Genomic DNA, 15,164 nt, shown 5'->3' with positions numbered 1-15,164 from the left:
ACCGTCAGCCACGAAGTAAGTCAGACCCAAACCCGGTCAACCACCCACACCCATTCTCACTGCCACGAAGGGCTCCGCAACGTGTCTCACCAGGCCCTTCGTGGCTCGTCGCTTTCGCTCCTCACACCTCAGGGAGCAGTGATGTGCGGCTCCTCGGATTAGGGAACGGGGTCACTCCGGCGCGCTGACGTCGGAGTGCCCGAGGTTCCAGTCCGGGAGCGCGGTGTCGCGCACGCGACGCTTGAGTTCGGGAGCACCGGGGAAGCCGCCGTCGCGCTTGCGTTCCCAGATCTGGGTGCCGTCGACGTCGATGACGAACACCCCGCCCGTGCCGGGGACGAGGGTCACCGAGCCGATCTCGGTGCCGAAGGTGTTCAGCAGTTCCGAGGCCATCCACGACGCCCGCAGCAGCCAGTTGCACTGCGTGCAGTAGGTGATGGTGATGTGCGGCTCGCTCATCGATCCAGGATCGCAGACCCCGGGGCCCACGGCTGGACGGGTGGTCCCTGCCGCCCCGCGGGGTCACCTCACCCTCTAGGGTCGAGTCCATGCGTCCTGAACTGCAGTCCTACCGTCATCTGGCGTCGGGGAAGGTCCGCGAGATCTACGAGATCGACGCCGACACCCTGCTGCTGGTGGCGTCCGACCGGATCTCGGCCTACGACCACATCCTCAGTCCCGCGATCCCCGACAAGGGGCGCATCCTCACCGCGATGAGCTTCTACTGGTTCGACGAGCTCGGCGTGCCCAACCACCTGGCCGGCGGCCCCACCGACGAACGGATCCCGGCGTCGGTCGTAGGCCGGTCGATGGTGGTCCGTCGACTGCCGATGGTGCAGGTCGAATGCGTTGCCCGCGGCTACCTGACCGGCTCGGGCCTGCTCGACTACCAGGCGACCGGGTCGGTGTGCGGCGTCGAACTGCCGGCGGGACTGGCGGAGGCGAGCAAGCTCCCCGAACCGATCTTCACGCCGGCCACCAAGGCCGAGCAGGGTGAGCACGACGAGAACATCAGTTTCGAGCGGGTCGTCGAGCAGGAGGGGGAGGAGTTGGCGCAGGCGCTACGATCGGCCACCCTCGACATCTACGCCCGCGGCGCCGCCGTCGCCGCCGAGCGCGGAATTATCTTGGCCGACACCAAATTCGAGTTCGGCCGCGGGGCCGACGGTGAACTCGTCCTGGCCGATGAGGTGCTCACCCCCGACTCGTCGCGGTACTGGGAGGCCGCCACCTACGAGGCCGGCAAGGTGCAGCCCAGCTTCGACAAGCAGATCGTGCGAAACTGGCTCACCGGTGCCGAATCCGGGTGGGACCGGGCCTCCGATGAAGCGCCGCCGCCGTTGCCCGACGACGTCGTCGACCGCACGAGGCAGCGCTATATCGATGCCTACGAATGGATCTCGCGAAAGTCCTTCGCGGACTGGCCCGACGCAGAGGTGATCTGATGACCGACGAGAAGACCATCATGAACGCAGCGCCGGTCACCGCGCCGGTGGCCAAGAAGGTGCCCACCGAACGCACCCACCACGGCGACACCTTCGTCGACGACTACGAATGGTTGCGCGACAAGGACGATCCGGAGGTCATCGCCTACCTGGAGGCGCAGAACGCCTTCACCGAATCGCACACCGCGCAGCTGGCGGACCTGCGCACGCAGATCTTCGGCGAGATCAAGAGCCGCACCAAGGAAACCGACATGTCGGTGCCCAACCGGCGCGGGCGGCACTGGTATTACGGGCGAACCCATGAGGGCAAGCAGTACTCGACATCGTGCCGCTGCCCGATCCGGTCCGAGGACGACTGGACCCCGCCAGAGGTGGGCGACGACCCGCTGCCCGGCGAGGAGATCCTGCTCGACGCCAACGTCGAGGCGGAGGGTCACGATTTCTTCAGCCTCGGGGCGCTGACCGTCAGCGACGACGGCAACTGGCTCGCCTACAGCATCGACATCGTCGGGGACGAGCGATACACCCTGCGCGTCAAGGACCTTCGCACCGGGGAACTCCTCCCCGACGAGGTCCGCGACACGTCGGGGGGTGCGGTGTGGTCGGCGGACGCCCGGCACGTCTTCTACTCGACGGTCGACGCCGCCTGGCGCCCGGACACGGTGTGGCGCCACGACATCGGTGCCGGGACGGCCGACGTCAAGGTCTTCCACGAGCCCGACGAGCGGTTCTGGGTCGGGATGGGCACCACCCGGAGCGACAAGTACCTCGTCATCGGCGTCGGGTCCAAGATCACCTCGGAGAGCTACCTGCTCGCCGCCGACGACCCGACGGGTGAATTCCGCAGCGTCGCACCGCGGGTCGACGGGGTCGAGTACAGCGTCGAGCACGCCGTCATCGGCGGCGAGGACTATCTGGTCATCGTGCACAACGAAGTCCGCGACGGGCAGAAGGCGGACAACTTCGCGATCGATCTCGCGCCGGTCGCCGACCCGTCGGACCGTCGTCCGCTGATCGCGCACGACCCGCAACGCCGGATCGAGGACCTCGACGCCTTCGCCGACTACCTGGTCCTGTCCTACCGCCGAGATGCGTTGCCGCGTCTCGCGATCGTCGATCTGCGGCAGATCGACGGCATACCGGTCGAATCGGATTTCCGCGAGGTGACGTTCGACCAGGAACTCGGCTCCGCGGGCCTCGGCGCCAACCCGGAATGGAGTGCCCCGAGGCTCCGCATCGGATACGGCAGTTTCATCGAACCGGCGGAACTGTTCGAGCTCGACGTCGCCTCCGGCGAGCGGACCCTGCTCAAGCGGCAGCCGGTGCTCGGCGGTTACGACCCGGCCGACTACGTGCAGTCGCGGGAGTGGGCCGTTGCCGAGGACGGCACCCGGATCCCGCTGTCGGTGGTGCGGCGCAAGGAAACCGACGCCGCCAAGCCGGCGCCCCTGCTCCTCTACGGCTACGGCTCCTACGAGGCGAGTATCGACCCGTACTTCTCGGTGGCACGACTGTCGATGCTCGATCGCGGCATGGTCTTCGTCCTCGCCCACATCCGCGGTGGCGGGGAGATGGGGCGCTACTGGTACGAGAACGGCAAGGAACTCAGCAAGCGGAACACCTTCACCGACTTCGTGGCCGCGGCACGGCATCTCGTCGACACCGGGTGGACGACACCCCAGCAGATGGTCGCCGAGGGCGGGTCCGCCGGCGGATTGCTGATGGGTGCGGTCGCGAACCTCGCGCCCGAGTTGTTCAACGGGATCCTGGCGTCGGTGCCGTTCGTCGACGCGCTGAACTCGATCCTCGATCCGTCGTTGCCCCTCACGGTGATCGAGTGGGACGAGTGGGGTGACCCGCTGCACGACCCGAAGGTCTACGAGTACATGAAGACCTACACGCCGTACGAGAACGTCGACGCGAAGCCGTATCCGCCGATCCTCGCCTTGACCTCGCTCAACGACACCCGGGTGCTGTTCACCGAGGCGGCGAAATGGGTTGCGCGACTGCAGGAGAAGACCACCTCGGACAACCCGGTACTGCTCAAGACCGAGATGTCCGCCGGCCACGGCGGCGTCAGCGGACGCTACAAGCAGTGGGAAGAGGTCGCGTTCGAGATCGCGTGGATCCTGCAGCAGTCGGGCGCGCTCGATACTCCCGCCGGTTGAGCTCACCTTCCGCTGGTTGAGCTCACCTTCCGCTGGTTGAGCTCACCCTTCCGCTGGTTGAGCTCACCTTCCGCTGGTTGAGCTCACCCTTCCGCTGGTTGAGCTTGTCGAAACCACAAAGCCCCACCGACCCGGAAGTCGGTGGGGCTTTGGTTTGCGATCAGCAGGAGATGATCAGTGCATCATGATCGGACCCGCGGTCCATGTCCTCTTCGGTGAGGGGCGACGCGATCTTCTTGCGGGGCAGGAAGAACGCGGGGATCAGGGTGAGGACGATCAGGACCACCGAGATGGTGAACGTGCTCGAGAACACGTCCGCCGCGGTCTCGAAGAACGACTCCGGCAACGGGTTCGGCACGCCCGGCGGCAGCGGATCGTCGGAGGTGTTCGCCATGATCGCCAGTCCCGCCTCGGGTCGGCTAGCCAGGCTGCTGGCCAGGATCACCGAGATGACGGCCGTACCGATCGACGTGGCCGACTGCTGGATGACGTTCAGCAGCGTCGAACCGTCCGGGACCTGCGGGTTGCTGAGGGTCGCGAGGGCCGCGGACATGATCGGCATCATCGTCATGCCCATGCCGAGACCCTGCACGAACAGCGAACCGCAGATCAGCCAGTACGAGGTCTCGGCGCCGAGGAACATGAACGTACTCAGACCCAGCACGATCAGGACGATGCCGGCGAGCACGAACTTGCCCGGACCCATCTTGTCGGTGAGACGGCCGGCGATCGGCATGGTGAGCATGGCGCCGATGCCCTGCGGGGCCAGCAGCAGACCGGCGGTCAACGTGGACTCGCCGCGCACGCCGATGAAGTACTGCGGGAACAGCAGCGCCGCACCGAAGAACGCGACCATGAACAGCACCATCGTGATGACGGAGATGCTCAGTGTGCGGTTCGCGAAGAGCCGCAGGTCGAGCAGCGGGTTCTTCTTGCGCAGGGCGTGCACGATGAAGGCCACGATCAGCAGTGCACCGATGATGGTCGGCACCAGAACCGATGCCGTGACGAACGTGCGGTGCTCGGCGCTCGAGGAGATACCGAACAGGAACAACGCGAGCCCCGGCGACAGGAGCAACAGACCGACGACGTCGATCGAGGGGCGACTGGTCTCCGCGTCGTCGCGCAGGACGATCCACGAGTAGACCAGCGCGATGATGCCGATCGGGACGTTGATCAGGAAGATCCAGTGCCAGCTCAGCTGCTCGATTAGGACGCCGCCGAGGATCGGGCCCGAGATCGGACCCAGGAGCATCGGGATACCGAGCACGGCCATGACCGAACCGACCCGCTCGGGACCGGCCGCCTTGGTCAGCATCATCATGCCGATCGGCATCAGCATGCCGCCGCCGAGTCCCTGGATCACGCGGAAGGCCACGAGCATGCCGATGTTCGGCGCCAGCGCGCACAACACCGAACCCACCGTGAACAGGACCAGCGAGACGAGGTAGACGCGCTTGGTGCCGAAACGCGATGCCGCCCAACTCGACAACGGGATCACCGCCGCCAGTGCCAGGGTGTAACCGGTCGCGGTCCAGGCGGCGCCCGCGGCGTCGGTGCCGAACTCCTGCTGGAAGGTGTTCTGGGCGACCGCCACCACGGTGACGTCGAGGATCGACATGATCGCGCCGAGCACGACCACGCCCGCGACCAGCAGGACGTGACGGTCCAACTTGGTGTCGGGTGGGCCGTCGTGCAGGTGGCCACCTGTGGATGAGGTCATTCGCGTGTTCCTATCGGTCGGGCGAGAAATGGGCGTGCCGCGGCCATCCGCGGCAGAGAAGTCTGTGGGCTCGTTCGACCCCGTGAGGGTCGGTGGTCAGAGATCAGGGAGCGACGAGCTAGGAGAGGGAGTCACGAGGCCTGCCGTCCGTCGGTGGGCAGACAGAAATGGTCGACGCCGTCGTCGACGATGGGACGCAGTGCCGCGCAGAGGTTGTCGCGCATGTCTGCGGGCAGGTTGGCGACGAAGTGTCGGATGGTCCCGCGCTTCACGGCCAGATGGGTCTCGAGGTAGCGCCGGCCCGCGTCGGTGAGGGAGATGCGCTTGACCCGACGGTCGGACGGGTCCTCTCGACGGTCGACGAGACCTCCGGTCGCCAGCTTGTCCACCGTCCGGCCGGCGGCCGCGAGGGACAGGTGAACGTGATCGGCGATCGCGTTGACCGGCATCGGCCCGGGTTGACATGCAAGCGTGGAGAGGATTCGGAGCTGCGAGAACGTGACCTCGCTTGCCGCCAGACTCTCCAGTGCCTCGGGCCGGCTCAGATCGATGAGCCGCTCGAGGAAGGCGTTGAGCGCCGACGACGCAGCGTTCACCGACTCGTCGGCGCCGCTGTTCGACCTGCATTCTCCGGACACCGAAAGATGCTAACCCGAATGCAACTATTGCCGAAACGCACTTAACGGTGACCTTGCGCATACCGTGGCGGCACCTGTGACCCGGGTCTCCCGAAGGCGGCGCGGGCGCCGTCTAATCTGGCAGCCATGGCCAACATCAAGGACATCCCCGTTACCGCTTTGGACGGCTCCGACGTCTCGCTGAAGGACTTCGGCGGACCGCTGCTCGTGGTGAACGTCGCCAGCAAGTGCGGCCTCACGCCGCAGTACGCCGGGCTGGAGGAACTCGCCAAGACGTATGGAGACAAGGGACTCACCGTCGTCGGAGTGCCCTGCAACCAGTTCATGGGGCAGGAGCCGGGTACCGCCGAGGAGATCGCGACCTTCTGCTCGGCGACCTACGGGGTGACCTTCCCGCTGCTGGAGAAGACCGACGTCAACGGCGAGGCGCGTCACCCGCTCTACGCCGAACTCACCCAGCACGCCGACGCCGACGGGGAGGCCGGCGACATCCAGTGGAACTTCGAGAAGTTCCTCGTCAACGCCGACGGTGAGGTGGTCAACCGCTTCCGTCCGCGCACCGAGCCGACCGATCCGACGGTCGTCGCCGCCATCGAATCCGTGCTCTGAGCCGATTTGGTGCACCCGGTAAGCTGACCGGCGTGAACTGATCGGGAGAACACCGGTCAGGCGACAACCGACCAGCAGACATTGAGGAGCGGTCCATGGCGCGAGTGGTGGTCGACGTGATGCCCAAAGCCGAGATTCTCGACCCGCAGGGGCAGGCCATCGTCGGCGCCCTGGGCCGGCTCGGGTTCAGTGGGATCGGCGACGTCCGTCAGGGCAAGCGCTTCGAGCTCGAGGTCGACGACACGGTCGACGACACGACGCTGGAGCGCATCGCCGAGGAATTGCTGACCAACACCGTCATCGAGAACTTCAACGTCTCGCGCGTCGCGGAGTAGAGAGCAGCACATGACAGCACGCATCGGGGTCATCACCTTCCCCGGCACCCTCGACGACGTCGACGCCGCCCGCGCGGTCCGGCTGGCCGGCGCCGAGCCGGTCGCGCTGTGGCACGGCGACGCCGACCTGAAGGGCGTCGACGCGATCATCGTCCCCGGCGGATTCTCCTACGGCGATTATCTGCGCGCGGGGGCCATCGCCCGCTTCGCTCCGGTGATGGGGTCCGTCGTCGAGGCAGCCGGCAAGGGGATGCCGATCCTGGGTATCTGCAACGGTTTCCAGGTGCTCTGTGAGGCCGGGCTGCTGCCGGGCGCGCTGACCCGCAACGAGGGCCTGCACTTCATCTGCCGCGACGAGTGGCTGCGCGTCGAGTCGAACACCACGGCCTGGACGACCCGCTTCGAGCAGGGTGCGGAGATCCTCATCCCGCTCAAGTCCGGCGAAGGACGTTACGTGGCCTCGCAGCGCAAGCTCGAGGAGCTGGAGGGTGAGGGGCTCGTCGTGTTCCGGTTCCCCGAGCGGAACCCGAACGGTTCGTCCCTCGACATCGCCGGTATCTCGAGTCCGAACGGGCGGATCGTCGGCCTGATGCCGCATCCCGAGCACGCCACGGAGCCGCTCACCGGTCCCAGCGACGACGGCCTCGGACTGTTCTACTCGGCGATCGACTCGGTCCTCGCCTCGGCGTGAATGCGCGTTCGTCGATGAGTGCGTCCGCCAGGATTCCGACCAGCGCGACCGCACGCGGCCTCGGCGAGTTCGTCGACGCCTCGCCGTCGCCGTTCCACGTCTGCGCGACGGTGGCCCGCGAACTCGAAAGTGCCGGGTACACAAGGCTGTTCGAGGATCAGCCGTGGGCGGACGCCGGCCTCGACGCCCCGTCGGCGCGGCACTACGTCATCCGTGGCGGCTCGATCATCGCCTGGGAGACCGGGCAGACCGGCGCCTTCCGCATCGTCGGCGGACACACCGACAGCCCGAACCTGCGGCTCAAGCAGCATCCCGACCGCTCGTCGGCCGGGGTCGCGATGGTCGCGCTCGAACCCTACGGCGGCGCCTGGCTCAATTCCTGGCTCGACCGCGATCTCGGCCTCTCCGGCCGCCTCGCGTACCGATCGGGGAACTCGGTGGCGCACACGCTGGTTCATGTGACCGAACCGGTGGTGCGGGTACCCCAACTCGCCATCCACCTGTCCGAGGACCGGAAGGGCGTGACGCTCGATCCGCAGCGGCATGTCAACGCGGTGTGGGGGATCGGCGACGACGTCCCCGACGTCCTCGGCTGGGTGTCGGAGTACGCGGGCATCGACCCGGACGCGCTCCTCGGCTGGGAACTCATGACCCACGACGTCGCGCCGTCGGCGATCATCGGAGCCGACGGAAACCTGCTCAGCGCACCGCGATTGGACAACCAGGGCACCTGCTACACGGGTCTGCGCGCGCTGCTCGACGCCGGCTCGTCGGCGCACACGAAGATGCTGGTGCTGTTCGATCACGAGGAGGTCGGCAGCGGTTCCGAGCGTGGTGCCGCCTCGGACTTCCTGGGGTCGATCTGCGAACGAATCGTGCTCGCGCGCGGCGGATCACGCGCGGACTTCCTCCAGACGATGGCCGCGAGCGTCTGCCTGTCCGGCGACATGGCCCACGCGACCCACCCGAACTATCCCGAGCGCCACGAACCCGGGCACCGCATCTCGATCGGCGGCGGACCGGTGCTGAAGGTGAACCAGAACCTGCGCTATGCGTCGGATGCGGTGGGAGAGGCCGTCTTCGCGCTCGCGTGCGACGCCGCGGGCGTCCCCATGCAGCGATATGTCCATCGCGCGGATCTACCGTGCGGGTCGACGATCGGGCCCATCACGGCATCACGCACCGGGCTCACGACGATCGACGTCGGTGCGCCGCAGCTCGCGATGCACTCCGCGCGTGAGCTCATGGGCGCCGACGACGTGCCGATGTATTCAGCTGCGCTGCAAGCGTTTCTGACGCAGGACTAGGAACGACGCGCGAGTCGACGAGCGCCCCTGAGGAGCGAGCTTGCGAGCGCCTCACCTCGCTCCCTGAGGAGCGAGCTTGCGAGGAGCGTCTCACCTCGCTCCCTGAGGAGCGAGCTTGCGAGTGCCTCACCTCGCTCCCTGAGGAGCGAGCTTGCGAGCGTCACGAAGGGTCTCGCAAGCCCAGTCGCCGGACCCTTCGTGGCTCGTCGCTTGCGCTCCTCGCACCTCAGGGAGCGGTGGTGGGCGCTCCTCGCACCTCAGGGAGCAGTGGTGGGCGTTCCTCGACTTCAGGGAGCGGTGGTGGGCGTTCCTCGATTTCAGGGAGCGGTGGTAGGTGCTCCCCGACTTCAAACCGGTGGTGGGCGCCGACTTCAAACCGGTGGTGGGCGCTCCCTGCATTTGTAAGTGGCGCGAGGTCGCCCACTGCTCCCTGAGGAGCGCCCGGAGCTTGCGGAGGGCGCGTCACGAAGGGTCCTGGTGAGGCAGCGGGATCAGTATTCGCGGGCGAAACCGAGGACCTTGTTCACGTACTCCATCGAGTTGTTGTACCGCAGGACGGCGGTCACCAACGAAGACGAGTCGCGCAGGTCGAGGTTGTCGTCGCACAGGTAGTTCGCGGTGGTCAGCGCGGCGTCGAAGATGTTCTGCGGGTCGGACTTGCCGTCACCGTTGCCGTCGGCGGCGTACATCTTCCACGTCGACGGCAGGAATTGCATCGGGCCGACCGCGCGGTCGTAGACCGGGTCGCCGTCGAGTTCGCCGCCGTCGGTGTCACCGATGACCTGGTTGCCGGCGAGGGAGCCGTCGAGGCGCGGACCGAAGATCGCGCTGCGCAGGACGCCGTCGGGGTTCACGTTGCCCTGATCGGCGTGGTGGGACTCGACCCGGCCGATCCCGGCGATGACCTTCCAGTCGATGCCGCAGCGCGGGTGGGTGCTCGTGACGGACTTCGCGGCCGCCTCATACGCGTCGTAGTTGGTCACCGGGACCGCACCGGTGGTGACGCTGGCCGGCCGAACCGGCGGCGGCGGGGGAGTGGGTGCCAGCGGGTGGGCCTTCACAGCCGGCGTCACGGACGGTGGCGTGGTCGGGGCCTCGGACGTCACCTGCGGCGCGGACACCGGCGTGGGGGCCAGCGTATTGCCGGAGAGTTCGGCCCCGGCGGTCGCCGCGCCGGCCAGAACGCCCACCGGCAGCAGGGCGGTGGCCCACAACGGTGTGCGTGACTTCTTCCGTGGCTTGGAGTGCTTACCCAAAACTGATCGACCTCGCGTGTACATCTCGTGGTTCGTGCTTGCGGAACCGAGCCGACCGTACACGCGGCCGTGAGCAAAGCGTTACCTTGTCGTGATCAATTCAGGTCTGGACACCGCCACCGATTCGTGTCTCTGCAGGTGAGGCCGGAAGCTCGGCCCGGCATGTGAAACGGCCCACAAGGGGGATTGAGGCCCTCGGGTTCAGGGGAACGGAGGGGTCAGTTCGGACGGAGCATCGACAGGGTGCTGCCCTCGCTGACGACGATGTATCCGTCGACGACCCGCACGAGTCCGGGGGAGGACAGGCCGCGCTCCCAGGCCGCGGTGTTCGCCGGGGTGAGCCCGGTCAGCAGGCCCTGGTTGACGACGACCATGGTGGTGCCGCTGGACCCGACGCACCGCGGGTTGGCGAGGATCGGCTGCTGCGGTCCCGGCGGCGGTCCGCTGCCGATGTGCGTGCCGTCGGCGAGCGCGTAGGTCGTCCGCGAACCGTCCAGGCGGCCGAAGTTCACGAGGGACCCGCACGCGATGGCATTGGCCTTGGACAGTTCGCCGTCGCGGATCTGCCACAGCGCCCCGGGACGTGCCGGGTCGCGGACCTCGTACTGTCCCTCGGCGGCGAAGACCAGGTTCGCCGCGTTCAGGACCGGGAGGGTCGACGGCCCGGGCAGCACGCTCAGACCGTCGGCCTCGGCGACCGGATCGGCGTCCACCCGGCCGTTGACGGTGGCGTAGGTGACCACCTTCTCCTCGCCGTGCGTCTGGTGGTCGACGGTCACCCCGGTCGGGTAGAGCTTGATGCTGCACTGATCGCAACCGATGCGGTCCTCACCGGTGGCGGGGTTGACCAGGTGCTCGCTGGCGTCGGCGGTCCTGATGACCACGGTGTCGCCGGTGACCTCGATACCGACGACCGGCGCCGCGAAGGTCCGAGCCCAGATGCCGTTGCCGGCCGGCGTGTTCAGGGTGACCTGGTGCCCGACCCGGTTGACGCGCAGGAAGTTGTTGCCGAGGCCCTCCACCGATTTGGTGTCCAGGTATTCGGCGGTGCGGGTAGGGATGCCGGCGTCGTCGACGAGGTAGAAGCCGTCCTCGAGTGGGGTGCCGAGCTGTACCGCGCAACCGACCTGGCCGGCTTCGTTGACCGCGCAGTCGCCCTGCCCCGCGTTGATGGGGCTGTCCCACAGCAGGTTTCCCGATCGCCGGTCCACCATCACGAACGAGCGCCCCAGCCCGGAGGGGTAGGTGATGAGCCATCCCTCGTCGGAGGTGTCGGCGATCTCGATGGTGACCTCGCCGGAGTAGTCCGGTAGATCCTCCTGCCCGACGATCGTCCAGGCGGTCCCCGGTTCGCGTTCGTAGCCGCGCAGCTCGCCGTAGGCGTAGTCGCCGTCGTCGGTCTGGGCGGTGCCGCTCGCCAGCACCACGCCGCCGGTCACGACCAGCGCGGCGCACAGGGCGAAGACGACGGTCCCGATGCCGAAGGGCAGACGCGCGGACAGGGCCCGGACGCGGGAGCGAGAGGACATGGGTAAGAGTCAACCATGACGGTGGTGGCCGCTCCGGAGCCGGGAGCCGGACGGTGGAGCAGGAATTTCGCCGGTCCGATCATGGTTTTCGCGCCCGCAGGGCACTGGACTGTTCCCATGGACCTGTTGCGTGATGTGTTGGTGACCCTGACGGTCGTGACCACCGGCCTCAGCGCCGGCGTACTGGCGGGGTTCGGCTATGCCGTGATCCCCGGCCTGACCCGGGCCGGCGCCGACGTCGCGGTCGCGGCGATGCAGCGGATGAACAGCGCGATCCTCAACCCGCTGTTCGCGGTGATCTTCGGCGGCGGCGTGGTGTTCGGCGCGCTGACCGTCTGGGTCTCGTGGGGTTCTGGGCTCCGATGGTGGGTCCTGACCGCGACGGTCCTGACCGCGCTCGGTGTCGTCATCACGATGGTCGTCAACGTCCCGGCCAATGACCGCCTCGACGCCGCGGGTGTTGTCCGCGGCGACGAGGCGGTGCCGGTCTGGACGCGGTTCACCGCCGTCTGGGTGCCGTGGAACATCGCGCGGTCCGTGCTGACCACCGCCGCGGTGGCAGTGCTCGTCGTCGGGTTGGCCGTGGGGTGACTCAGAACAACTGACCGAGGTAGAACTGAGCGCCCTGGTCGTCGGTGCACCGCGCCGAGATGCCGTAAGGGGCCGCGTTCGGTTCCTCGAGCACCGCGCCGCCCGCGGCCCGGACACGTTCGACCGTGGCCACGACGTCGTCGGTCGTCCACATCGGCACCGCCACCGAGCTCTCGGCGCCGCCCGCGAGCCCGACCTGCGGTCGCGAGTCGTCGACCTCCCAGCCGTCGTCGATGCGTCCGCCGTGGAACGTCCAGCCGAGGACCGATCCGTAGAACGCGCGGAAGCGTCCGCTGTCGGGCGTCAACACCGTCAGGTAGGTCATGGCCCCGGGGGCGCGCGGGTGTGCCTGCGGCCGTTCGTCGTCGGGGTTCGCGGCGTAGACCGCGAACCGGACGCCCTGATCGTCGACGGCGTCGACCAGGCGATGACCGTCGGGGCTCGAACCGAACTCGCCTCGCCCGCCCGCTGCGACGATGCGCTCGTGCGCGGCCTCGAGGTCGTCGACGGCGTACGCGCAGAACATCGTCGGTGCGCCGTCGGTCTCGAAGATGCCGAGGCGATGGCCGACGTTGGTGACGCGTCGGCCCTCGGCGTCGAATTCCCAGCCCAGGACATCGCCGTAGAAGCGCCGGGCACGGGCGCCGTCGGGGGTGTTCAGCGACATGTAGCCGATGTCGCCCTGATGGACCATCTCGGTACCCACGGTCTTCGACGGCCCGCTCAGCATCCACCGATGCCCGAACGGGTCGATGATGACCGCGGTGCGGGTGCCGTGGGCTTCGTACGGCTCTCGGGTCACCGCGGCTCCCGCGCGGGCGGCCGACGCGACCGCGTCGTCGGTGTCGTCGACGGCGACCATCAGGCTGACCGAGACCTGTCCGGGTGCGGGCGCCCGGAGCCCGAGGTCCGGGAACTCGGCGGCGAGATAGACCGCGCCGCCGCCCAGTTCGAGTTCGGCGTGACCGATCACGCCGTCGGACATCACGATCGGCTCGCCGCGCAGCCGGGCGCCGAGCGTGTCGACGTACCAGTCGATCGCCGCCTGCGGTTCGGCGACGACGAGATACGGGAGGGCGCCGGGGCGTTCGACCGTCGGTTCCGGTCGGGCGGGCGCCTCGGTCCGGACGGTCTCGGTTGCGTCGAGTTGTGTTGCGGTGGCCATGACGACTCCTTCGGGTAGGGTCGCCCCGCGCTCGAGGCGGTCCCGCAGCGCGGCGGCGAAATCCAGGTCGGGACGGACCGGATCGTCGAAGCCCGGCGTGCGCGCTGCGTTCAGGACGTGCAGCGGATCTCGTGCTGCGTCGAAGCGCGAGCTGTTCCGGGTGCTCATGCGTGACCTCCTCTCCCGCTGGGCTGGGGTTGTGTTTCGGGGTAGGCGGCGCGGAACGCCCGCTTGGCCCTGGTGAGAAGCGCCTCGGTGGCGCCGACCGTGCGGCCCAGGATCTCCGCGCACTCGCCGACGGGGAGATCGTCGACATAGCGCAGCGTCAGCACCGAACGGTGGATCGGCGACAACTGGCCGAGGGTGTGATGGGCGACCATCCGGTCGAGTTCGGTGTCCCACGGGTCGTCCCCGTGGTCGGGCAGGTCGTCGACCGGTTCCGGCGTGCGCTGTGCACGTCGCCAGTGGTCGGCGAGTTTGTGCCGCGCGATCCCGATGAGCCACGGAGTGGTCGGTTCGGTGTCGCGGCGTCGTCGGACGGAGTCCATGGCGGCCAGGAAGGTCTCCGAGGTGACGTCCTCGGCGGTACGACGATCCGTGCAGCGCCGCACGACGAAGCCGTACACCTCCGGCAGTGCCTGGTCGTAGACCGCCAGCAATCCCTCTGGTCCCCGGGCCGAAGAAACCGGTTGGTCGCTGCTCACATCTCTATCGTCGCGGCCGGACCCGATGATCCGACGCCCGTGGCGGAAAAAACTTGCGCCGTTCTCCGGGCGGTCACGGAGCGGTGCGTTCTCCGACGGTGAGCTCGATGATCTCGTCGGCCAGAATCTGTGGCTGGTCGAGTGAGACGAAGGTCCGGGCGTCGGGAACCTCGACGAACGGCGCCCCGCCCGGGAAGACGGCGGCCAGGCGGCGTCCGTGGGCCGGGGTGAAACACCGGTCGTCGCGACCCCACACCATTCGGACCGGGAGGTCGACGCGCGACATCCGCGGGGTGATCTGCGCCAGTTCGGCGGGGCGGATGCCGCGGAGGAACGCGATGAAGTCGTTGCGGATGCGTACGTCGCGCTGCAGCGGTTCGAAGACCGAGCCGGTGAGGTCGGGATCGGGATCGTTCAACAGCAGACCGACGCCCAGCGCGGAATGGCGTAGTGCACGCAGGCGCATCGCCTCGGCCAGCGGTTTCAGCAGAAGTCGGTGCTTCATCAGCGCGAAGTACAACCGGAACGGCTGCGGCGGAAAGAGATCGAAGGCATCGCAGTTGGTGAACACCAGCCGGCTGACGAACGCGGGATCGTCGTCGAGGGCGAATTGGGTGATGGCGCCACCGGAGTCGTTGGCCACGAGGGTCGCGTCCGACAGGTCGAACCGGTCGACGAACTCACGTAGGAGCTTGCTCATCCCGCGCGGCGAGCGGTCGGCTCCGGGGCCGAGCGGGATGCGGTGCGAGCCCAGCGGCATGAGGGGCACATGGCACCGGAATCCGCGCTCGGCGAGCAACCGTGCCGTCGGTTCCCACAGCCGGTGGTCGACGACGGCGCCGTGGACGAAGACGACCGGCGGATGCGCCGAGTCGTCCGGACCGTAGGTCGCGTACTCGATGACGCCGGACGGAAGTTCGACGGTCGGCAGTGCAGTCGTCATGGCGAGACCCGCTTCTCGTAGACTCGGTAACTTACGAACACTCAGTACGAAAGTTACGTG

Annotated in this window: 14 protein-coding genes and 1 pseudogene; 7 read left to right on the top strand and 8 right to left on the bottom strand. The window is 67.9% G+C overall.

The window, feature by feature from the left end:
- Nucleotides 1-171: 171 nt before the first annotated feature.
- On the bottom strand, nucleotides 172-459 hold the full coding sequence (locus FFS52_RS15635; protein WP_137810235.1) for a SelT/SelW/SelH family protein: 288 nt from the start codon (nucleotides 457-459) through the stop codon (nucleotides 172-174).
- Between the two features lie 89 nt (nucleotides 460-548).
- On the opposite strand from FFS52_RS15635, the gene FFS52_RS15630 reads away from it, so the two are divergent.
- On the top strand, nucleotides 549-1,445 hold the full coding sequence (locus tag FFS52_RS15630; protein ID WP_137810234.1) for a phosphoribosylaminoimidazolesuccinocarboxamide synthase: 897 nt from the start codon (nucleotides 549-551) through the stop codon (nucleotides 1,443-1,445).
- On the top strand, nucleotides 1,445-3,613 hold the full coding sequence (locus FFS52_RS15625) for a S9 family peptidase (protein ID WP_137810233.1): 2,169 nt from the start codon (nucleotides 1,445-1,447) through the stop codon (nucleotides 3,611-3,613). The genes FFS52_RS15630 and FFS52_RS15625 overlap by 1 nt, the downstream gene beginning before the upstream one ends.
- Before the next feature lie 174 nt (nucleotides 3,614-3,787).
- Here FFS52_RS15625 and FFS52_RS15620 read toward each other — a convergent pair.
- Nucleotides 3,788-5,336, bottom strand: a pseudogene (locus FFS52_RS15620) (DHA2 family efflux MFS transporter permease subunit).
- A 131-nt stretch (nucleotides 5,337-5,467) separates the two neighbouring features.
- Nucleotides 5,468-5,974 (bottom strand): MarR family transcriptional regulator, encoded by a 507-nt coding sequence (locus FFS52_RS15615; protein ID WP_137810231.1) that lies wholly within the window; start codon nucleotides 5,972-5,974, stop codon nucleotides 5,468-5,470.
- Between the two features lie 126 nt (nucleotides 5,975-6,100).
- On the opposite strand from FFS52_RS15615, the gene FFS52_RS15610 reads away from it, so the two are divergent.
- From FFS52_RS15610 to FFS52_RS15595, 4 genes are all read left to right on the top strand, one after another.
- Nucleotides 6,101-6,583 (top strand): glutathione peroxidase, encoded by a 483-nt coding sequence (locus FFS52_RS15610; protein ID WP_137810230.1) that lies wholly within the window; start codon nucleotides 6,101-6,103, stop codon nucleotides 6,581-6,583.
- A 95-nt stretch (nucleotides 6,584-6,678) separates the two neighbouring features.
- Nucleotides 6,679-6,918 carry a phosphoribosylformylglycinamidine synthase subunit PurS gene (purS, locus tag FFS52_RS15605; RefSeq protein ID WP_010844201.1) on the top strand — a complete coding sequence of 80 codons (240 nt, stop codon included), beginning with the start codon at nucleotides 6,679-6,681 and terminating at the stop codon, nucleotides 6,916-6,918.
- 10 nt (nucleotides 6,919-6,928) lie between these two features.
- Complete coding sequence (purQ, locus tag FFS52_RS15600) at nucleotides 6,929-7,609, top strand: phosphoribosylformylglycinamidine synthase subunit PurQ (protein ID WP_058251220.1); 681 nt, start codon at nucleotides 6,929-6,931, stop codon at nucleotides 7,607-7,609.
- Nucleotides 7,610-7,623: 14 nt separating this feature from the next.
- The gene (locus FFS52_RS15595; protein WP_137810229.1) at nucleotides 7,624-8,916 is read left to right on the top strand and encodes a M18 family aminopeptidase; all 1,293 of its coding nucleotides are present in this window, start codon (nucleotides 7,624-7,626) and stop codon (nucleotides 8,914-8,916) included.
- 491 nt (nucleotides 8,917-9,407) lie between these two features.
- On the opposite strand, the gene FFS52_RS15590 is transcribed toward FFS52_RS15595, so the two are convergent.
- Entirely contained in the window at nucleotides 9,408-10,172 is a 765-nt protein-coding gene (locus FFS52_RS15590; RefSeq protein WP_065629105.1) for a lytic murein transglycosylase, read from the bottom strand.
- A gap of 218 nt (nucleotides 10,173-10,390) precedes the next feature.
- On the bottom strand, nucleotides 10,391-11,701 hold the full coding sequence (locus FFS52_RS15585; protein ID WP_137810228.1) for a PQQ-binding-like beta-propeller repeat protein: 1,311 nt from the start codon (nucleotides 11,699-11,701) through the stop codon (nucleotides 10,391-10,393).
- Between the two features lie 117 nt (nucleotides 11,702-11,818).
- On the opposite strand from FFS52_RS15585, the gene FFS52_RS15580 reads away from it, so the two are divergent.
- Nucleotides 11,819-12,292, top strand: coding sequence for an anthrone oxygenase family protein (locus FFS52_RS15580; protein WP_137810227.1), 474 nt, complete (start codon nucleotides 11,819-11,821; stop codon nucleotides 12,290-12,292).
- A 1-nt stretch (nucleotide 12,293) separates the two neighbouring features.
- Here the strand turns inward: FFS52_RS15580 and FFS52_RS15575 are convergent, their stop codons facing one another.
- From FFS52_RS15575 to FFS52_RS15565, 3 genes are all read right to left on the bottom strand, one after another.
- Nucleotides 12,294-13,625 (bottom strand): VOC family protein, encoded by a 1,332-nt coding sequence (locus FFS52_RS15575; protein WP_137810226.1) that lies wholly within the window; start codon nucleotides 13,623-13,625, stop codon nucleotides 12,294-12,296.
- A complete protein-coding gene (locus FFS52_RS15570; protein ID WP_175404299.1) occupies nucleotides 13,622-14,161 on the bottom strand; it encodes an RNA polymerase sigma factor in 540 nt (179 codons plus the stop codon). The genes FFS52_RS15575 and FFS52_RS15570 overlap by 4 nt, the downstream gene beginning before the upstream one ends.
- A 73-nt stretch (nucleotides 14,162-14,234) precedes the next feature.
- Entirely contained in the window at nucleotides 14,235-15,104 is an 870-nt protein-coding gene (locus FFS52_RS15565; protein WP_068970469.1) for an alpha/beta hydrolase, read from the bottom strand.
- Nucleotides 15,105-15,164 lie beyond the last annotated feature (60 nt).

The organism is Gordonia sp. ALPHA1B1, from assembly GCF_005502615.1.
Taxonomy (GTDB): Bacteria; Actinomycetota; Actinomycetes; order Mycobacteriales; family Mycobacteriaceae; genus Gordonia; species Gordonia hongkongensis.
This window is presented reverse-complemented; position numbering and strand designations above follow the sequence as displayed.